This is a genomic window from Brachybacterium sp. HMSC06H03 (assembly GCF_001807385.1).
Taxonomy (GTDB): domain Bacteria; phylum Actinomycetota; class Actinomycetes; order Actinomycetales; family Dermabacteraceae; genus Brachybacterium; species Brachybacterium conglomeratum.
This window is the reverse complement of the sequence record NZ_KV788744.1, coordinates 1-6,541: the sequence shown is the minus strand read 5'-3', so window position 1 is coordinate 6,541 and position 6,541 is coordinate 1. Positions and strand designations below refer to the sequence as shown.

Annotated in this window: 3 protein-coding genes and 1 pseudogene; 3 read left to right on the top strand and 1 reads right to left on the bottom strand. The window is 71.3% G+C overall.

Translation table 11 applies throughout. The annotated features are described in order from the left end of the window. Positions 1-214 (bottom strand): annotated as a pseudogene (locus tag HMPREF3159_RS16625) (M23 family peptidase); the annotation flags it as partial. Between the two features lie 396 nt (positions 215-610). Between HMPREF3159_RS16625 and HMPREF3159_RS06710 the strand changes: the two are divergent. The 3 genes from HMPREF3159_RS06710 to HMPREF3159_RS06700 all read left to right on the top strand — a co-directional run bounded on the left by HMPREF3159_RS06710 (position 611) and on the right by HMPREF3159_RS06700 (position 6,504). Further along, positions 611-1,432, top strand: coding sequence for a response regulator transcription factor (locus HMPREF3159_RS06710; protein ID WP_070500253.1), 822 nt, complete (start codon positions 611-613; stop codon positions 1,430-1,432). Continuing rightward, a complete protein-coding gene (locus HMPREF3159_RS06705) occupies positions 1,429-2,538 on the top strand; it encodes a HAMP domain-containing sensor histidine kinase (protein WP_070500252.1) in 1,110 nt (369 codons plus the stop codon). The genes HMPREF3159_RS06710 and HMPREF3159_RS06705 overlap by 4 nt, the downstream gene beginning before the upstream one ends. Positions 2,539-2,661: 123 nt before the next feature. Continuing rightward, the gene (locus HMPREF3159_RS06700) at positions 2,662-6,504 is read left to right on the top strand and encodes a multifunctional oxoglutarate decarboxylase/oxoglutarate dehydrogenase thiamine pyrophosphate-binding subunit/dihydrolipoyllysine-residue succinyltransferase subunit (RefSeq protein WP_070500251.1); all 3,843 of its coding nucleotides are present in this window, start codon (positions 2,662-2,664) and stop codon (positions 6,502-6,504) included. Positions 6,505-6,541: the final 37 nt, after the last annotated feature.

Sequence of the window (6,541 nt, the reverse complement as noted above, 5' to 3'; positions counted from 1 at the left end):
CGGCGGCGGGGGCCTGAGCGATCGGCTCGGCCGGGGCGGCCTCGTCGATGCCCGCGGCGGCGGCGGCGAGAGGAGCGGCGATGGTGGCGGTGGCGAGGACGCCGAGGACGCCCGCCTTCACGGCACCCGTGGGCAGCGCGTGGTCGCGGTGAGTTCCTCCGACTGCACGGTGCTTGCGCACCGTGGCGCGTCCGTCAGAGCGATGATTCGCCACCTGAGTTCCTCTTCCGTTTCGACTGCGTGTCTCGTCCGTGTATCCGTTCCGGCACGGCAGCTGTCCCGTGCGCGACGCCGGACGGGGAAGTACGCGTCGCTGAACAACGTCGACCAACCTAGGTGCAGGTCAGCGGGGCGGGCGAGCGAGGCGACCGGGTCATTGCCAAGTTTTTGCCATGTCGGCTGAAAGGTGGGGAGATCTTGACGGGAGGGCCTTCCGGGAGGGGCGCACGTCACTCCTGCGGGTCGTTCGGGGTCCGCGATGCGGACGCCCCGGGGTGCGCGCGGCCCTCCGCGGAGCGTTCCGGCAGGCGCCGTGGGGGTCCTGTGCAGGAGTCGTGGGGTGCCCTCCGCCTCCGGGATCGCCCGGAGGACGCCGTCTAGAGTGAGCCCCATGTCGACCCCGGACCGCAGCTCAGCCGCCGACTCCCCGCCCGTGCGCGTGGTGGTGATCGAGGACGAGCCCACGATCACCCGCGCGATCGCCGACCGGCTCACCGCCGAGGGCTGGGAGGTCTCCACCGCTCTCGACGGCCCCTCCGGCGTGCGCACCGTCGCCGAGGTGCGCCCGGACCTCGTCGTGCTCGACGTGATGCTCCCCGGCTTCGACGGGCTCGAGGTGTGCCGTCGGATCCAGGCCGACGAGCCGGTCCCGGTGCTCATGCTCACCGCGCGCGACGACGAGACCGACATGCTCGTCGGCCTCGGCGTCGGCGCCGACGACTACATGACCAAGCCCTTCTCCATCCGCGAGCTCGTCGCCCGGCTGAAGGCGCTGCTGCGCCGGGTGCGCCGCGCGGGCCCGCCCGCACCGGGCGAGACGGAGAAGCAGGAGGCGCTGCAGTTCGGGGACCTCGTGATCGACCGCGCCGGCCGACGGGTGATGCGCGCCGGGGTGCCCGCCCACCTCACGCCCACCGAGTTCGACCTGCTGCTATGCCTGGCCAACGCACCCGGCACCGTGCTCACCCGCGAGCAGCTGCTCGCGGACGTATGGGACTGGGTCGACGCGACCGGCACCCGCACCGTCGACTCCCATGTCAAGGCGCTGCGCCGCAAGCTCGGCGCGGATCTCGTGCGCACCGTGCACGGCGTCGGCTACGCGCTCGAGATCCCGGAGGATCCCGAGGAGGACGCCCCGGCCGCCGGCTCCGAGAGCGCCGTGACGGACCTGCACACGATGCCCACCCCGCACGAGCCGACCTCGGACTCGTGAGCGGGCCCCGCCCCGGAGGCGTGGAGGCCCCCGCCGCGCACGCCCGCCGCCGGGTCCCCGAGCGGCTCGACGTGCGCCCGCTGGACCGCTTCCGCTCCTTCAAGGTCAAGCTCGGGATCCTGGTGGGCGTGAGCGTGACCGTCGCGGCGCTGCTGACGCAGGTGAGCATCCGCGCCGGGATCGAGCCGCTGCTGTCCCTGCCGCTGGTCGTGATCGCCGCGCTGGTCTCCACCCAGCTGCTCGCCCGGGGCATGACCTCTCCGCTGCGGCAGATGACCGCGGCCGCCCAGGCGATGGCACGCGGGGACTACAGCGGACCGGTGCGCGCCACGAGCCGCGACGAGGTGGGGCAGCTGGCCGAGGCCTTCTCCGTCATGGCCGCCGAGCTCGAGCAGACCGACCGCACCCGCCGGGACCTCGTCGCGAACGTCTCCCACGAGCTGCGCACGCCCGTCGCGGGCCTGCGCGCCCAGCTGGAGAACCTCGTCGACGGCGTCACCGAGCCCGATCCCGCCGCGCTCGAGGTGGCCCTGACCGAGACCGAGCGGCTCTCCCAGCTCGTCGACCACCTCCTGGACCTCTCCCGGCTGGACGCCGGGGTGATCCACCTCGACCTCGAGGAGGTCGAGCTGACCCCCTTCCTCCACGAGGTCGTCGACGCCGCCGCCCTCGCCGCCGGAGGGCGGGACGTGCGCTGGATCGTCGACGTCGACCCGCCGGACCTCTCCGTCGCGGCCGACGCCGCCCGGCTCCACCAGGTGATCCACAACCTGCTGGAGAACGCCGCCCGCCACTCCCCCGCCGGCGGACGCATCCACATCAGCGCCTCCCGCACCGGGGAGGACGACGGGGTGCGGATCGACGTCGACGACGAGGGGCCCGGCATCGCGCGCGAGGACCGCGACCGGGTCTTCGAGCGCTTCCAGCGCGGCGGAGCCGCGGACTCCTCCGGCGGGACGGGCCTGGGCCTGGCGATCGCGCGCTGGGCGGTGGGCCTGCACGGCGGCACGATCGAGGTGCTGGACGACCCCCGCAGCACCGGTGCGCAGGAGGGGCGCTCCTCCCTGATCCGGGTCGTGATCCCCGATCCCGGCCCGGTGGCGTGATGTCCCCCACCACCGGCGTCCCGAGCCGCGCGCGACCTGCGCCGCGGCGCGCGCTGGGATCCGCGGGCCGTTACGCTGGAGCCATCCGTATCTCTCGATTGTGAGAAGGCTGGCGATCTCAGAGTGTCACAGCAGACACAGGACTCCGATTCCGCGGAGTTCGGCCCCAATCAGTGGCTCGTGGACGCGCTCCGCGAGCAGTGGCGGGAGGACCCCTCGAGCGTCGACCCCAGCTGGGCGGAGCACTTCGCCTCCACCAGCTCGGCACGCACCGAGGCCCCCGACGCTCCCGGCCCGACCCCGGAGACCTCCGAGACGGCGACGACGCCGCCCGCGGCGGCTCCTCCCTCGACCCCCGATGCGGCGCCCGCCGCCGCGGCCGTCCCCGACGACACCGCTGACGAGGCTCCCGCCCCTGCTCCGGCCGCGTCGCCGACGCCCGCTCCCTCCTCCCCGGCCGCCCCGTCGGCCGCCTCGACGCCCCCGAAGGAATCCCCCGCCGTGAACGAAGCCACCTCGACGCCCGCCGCGAGGACTCCCGCGGTCTCCACGACCTCCGACCGTCCGGCCAAGGTCCCCACGACCACCGCGCAGATCCCCGCGGTCGAGCTGCACGAGCCGGAGCCCACGAAGCTGCGCGGCCCGGCCGCCGCCGTCGTGAGGAACATGGACGAGTCCCTCACCGTCCCGACCGCGACCTCGGTGCGCGACGTGCCTGTCAAGCTCCTGTTCGACAACCGCATCGTGATCAACAACCACCTCAAGCGCCACCGCGCGGGCAAGGTCTCCTTCACCCACCTGATCGGCTGGGCGATGGTCGAGGCGGTCACCGAGATCAACGACATGAACAACGGCTTCGACGTCGACGAGAAGGGCAAGCCGCTCCTGCTCAAGCGCGAGGACGTCAACTTCGGCCTCGCCATCGACATGCCCCGCCCCGACGGCTCCCGCGGCCTCGTGGTGCCGAACATCAAGGCAGCGCAGCGCTTCGACTTCCGCGGCTTCTGGAAGGCCTACGAGGAGGTCGTCAAGAAGGCCCGCGCCGGCAAGCTGACGATGGACGACTTCACCGGCACCACGGTCTCGCTGACCAACCCCGGCGGCATCGGCACGGTCCACTCGATCCCCCGCCTGATGAAGGGCCAGGGCGTCATCGTGGGTGTCGGCGCGATGGACTACCCCGCCCAGTTCCAGGGTGCGAGCCCGGCGACCCTCGCCGAGCTCGCCGTCTCGAAGGTCATGACGATGACCTCGACCTACGACCACCGCATCATCCAGGGCGCCGCCTCGGGCGAGTTCCTCAAGCGGATGGCGGACAAGCTGCTGGGCACGGACGGCTTCTACGACCGCGTCTTCGCGTCGCTGCGCCTGCCCTACCAGCCCGTGCGCTGGGTGCCGGACAACCCCTTCCGCCACACCACCTCGGAGCGCCTGGCCCGGGTGATGGACCTGATCCACTCCTTCCGCGTGCGCGGGCACCTCATGGCGGACACTGATCCGCTGCAGTACAAGGTTCGCAACCATCCGGACCTCGACGTCGAGACCTACGGCCTGACGCTGTGGGACCTCGACCGCACCTTCCCGACCCGCGGCGTGGGCGGCAAGGACCAGATGACGCTGAGGGACATCCTCGGCGTGCTGCGCGATGCGTACTGCCGCACCATCGGCGTGGAGTACATGCACATCTCCGACCCGGAGGAGCGCGCCTGGATCCAGCACAGGATGGAGACCCCGCGCAAGCCCTTCGACAAGGCAGAGCTGACCCACATCATGGACCGCCTCAACGCCGCCGAGGCGTTCGAGACCTTCCTGCAGACGAAGTTCGTCGGCCAGAAGCGGTTCTCCCTCGAGGGCGGCGAGGCCGTCATCCCCATGCTCGACACGGTGCTGCACGGCGCCGCCCATGAGGGTCTGGACGAGGTGGCCATCGGCATGTCGCACCGCGGGCGCCTGAACGTCCTCTCCAACCTCGCCGGCAAGAGCTACGGCCAGATCTTCCAGGAGTTCGAGGGCAACTACGGCGAGAAGCTCGGCTCCGGCGACGTGAAGTACCACCTGGGCACCGAGGGCACCTACACCTCCCACGACGGGAAGTCCACGAAGGTCTACCTCGCGGCCAACCCCTCGCACCTCGAGGCCGTCAACCCCGTCCTCGAGGGCATCGTCCGCGCCAAGCAGGACCGCCTCGAGCGTCCCGAGGAGTTCCCGGTGCTGCCGGTGCTCGTCCACGGCGATGCGGCCTTCGCCGGCCAGGGGGTGGTCACGGAGACGCTGAACCTCTCCGAGCTGCGCGGTTACCGCACCGGCGGCACGATCCACGTGATCATCAACAACCAGATCGGCTTCACCACGCTGCCGGACTCCTCGCGCTCGTCCTTCTACTCCACGGACGTCGCGAAGTCGACCCAGCTGCCGATCTTCCACGTCAACGGCGACGATCCCGAGGCCTGCGTGCGGGTCGCCGAGATCGCCTTCGAGTACCGCCAGAGGTTCCACCGCGACGTGGTCATCGACATGGTCTGCTACCGCCGCCGCGGCCACAACGAGGGCGACGACCCCTCGATGACCCAGCCGGAGATGTACAAGCTCATCAACGAGAAGGTCTCCACCCGCAAGCAGTACATGGAGACCCTCGTCGAGCGCGGCGACCTCACCGAGGAGGAGACCGAGGGCCTGGTGCGCAACTTCCAGGAGCACCTCGAGGAGGCCTTCGCCTCCACCCGTTCCGACGCCGGCTCCGCGAAGCCCGCGGAGGCCAACGTGCAGGGCCTGGACCTGCCGGAGTCGCAGCAGGGCGGCGACGCGCCCGAGCAGGCCGTCACCGCGGTCGACGCATCGGTCGTGGAGCGGATCGGGCAGGCGCATGCGGAGGTCCCCGAGTCCTTCACCGTCCATCCCAAGCTGCGCCAGGTGCTCGAGCGCCGCACGCAGATGTCCTCGCAGGGCGGGATCGACTGGGCCTACGGCGAGCTGCTCGCCTTCGGCTCCCTGCTGATGCAGGGCCACCGGGTGCGCCTGGCCGGCCAGGACTCGCGCCGCGGCACCTTCGTGCAGCGCCACAGCGTGCTGATCGACCACGAGCACGGCGACACCTGGACCCCGCTGTCCTATCTCAGCGACGACCAGGCCCGCTTCAACGTCTACGACTCCTCGCTCTCGGAGTTCGCGGCGCTGGGCTTCGAGTACGGCTACTCCGTGGAGAGCCCGAACTCGCTGGTGCTGTGGGAGGCGCAGTTCGGCGACTTCGTCAACGGCGCCCAGACGATCATCGACGAGTTCATCTCCGCCTCCGAGCAGAAGTGGGGCCAGAACTCGAGCGTGGTCATGCTGCTGCCGCACGGCTACGAGGGCCAGGGGCCGGACCACTCCTCCGCCCGGATCGAGCGTTTCCTGCAGCTGTGCGCGGAGGAGAACATGCGGGTCGCGGCGCCGTCCACCCCGGCAAGCTACTTCCATCTGCTTCGCAAGCAGGCGCTCACCGAGCCGCGCAAGCCGCTGATCGTCTTCACCCCGAAGTCGATGCTTCGCAACAAGGCGGCCGTCAGCGCGGTCGAGGACTTCACCTCCGGCACCTTCGAGCCGGTCCTGCCGGACACGACCGTGGACCCGGCCGGCGTGCGCCGCGTGCTGCTCGCCTCGGGCAAGGTGTACTGGGACCTCGTGGCGCGCCGCGAGAAGCTCGGAGCCACCGACACCGCGATCGTCCGCGTCGAGCAGCTCTACCCGCTGCCCGAGGCGCAGCTGCGCACCACGCTGGACGCCTACCCTGATGCGCCGCTGGTGTGGGTCCAGGAGGAGCCGCAGAACCAGGGTGCCTGGAGCTTCATGGCGATGAACTTCGCCGTCGAGGTGGGGCGCACCCTGCGGGTCGTGGCCCGTCCGGCCTCGGCCTCGCCGGCCACCGGCTCGACCTCCACGCACAAGATCGAGCAGGAGGATCTGCTCACCCGCGCCTTCGAGGCCTGAGCGACCCGCGGCGCGGGCGCCGTAGCGCTTGCTCAGC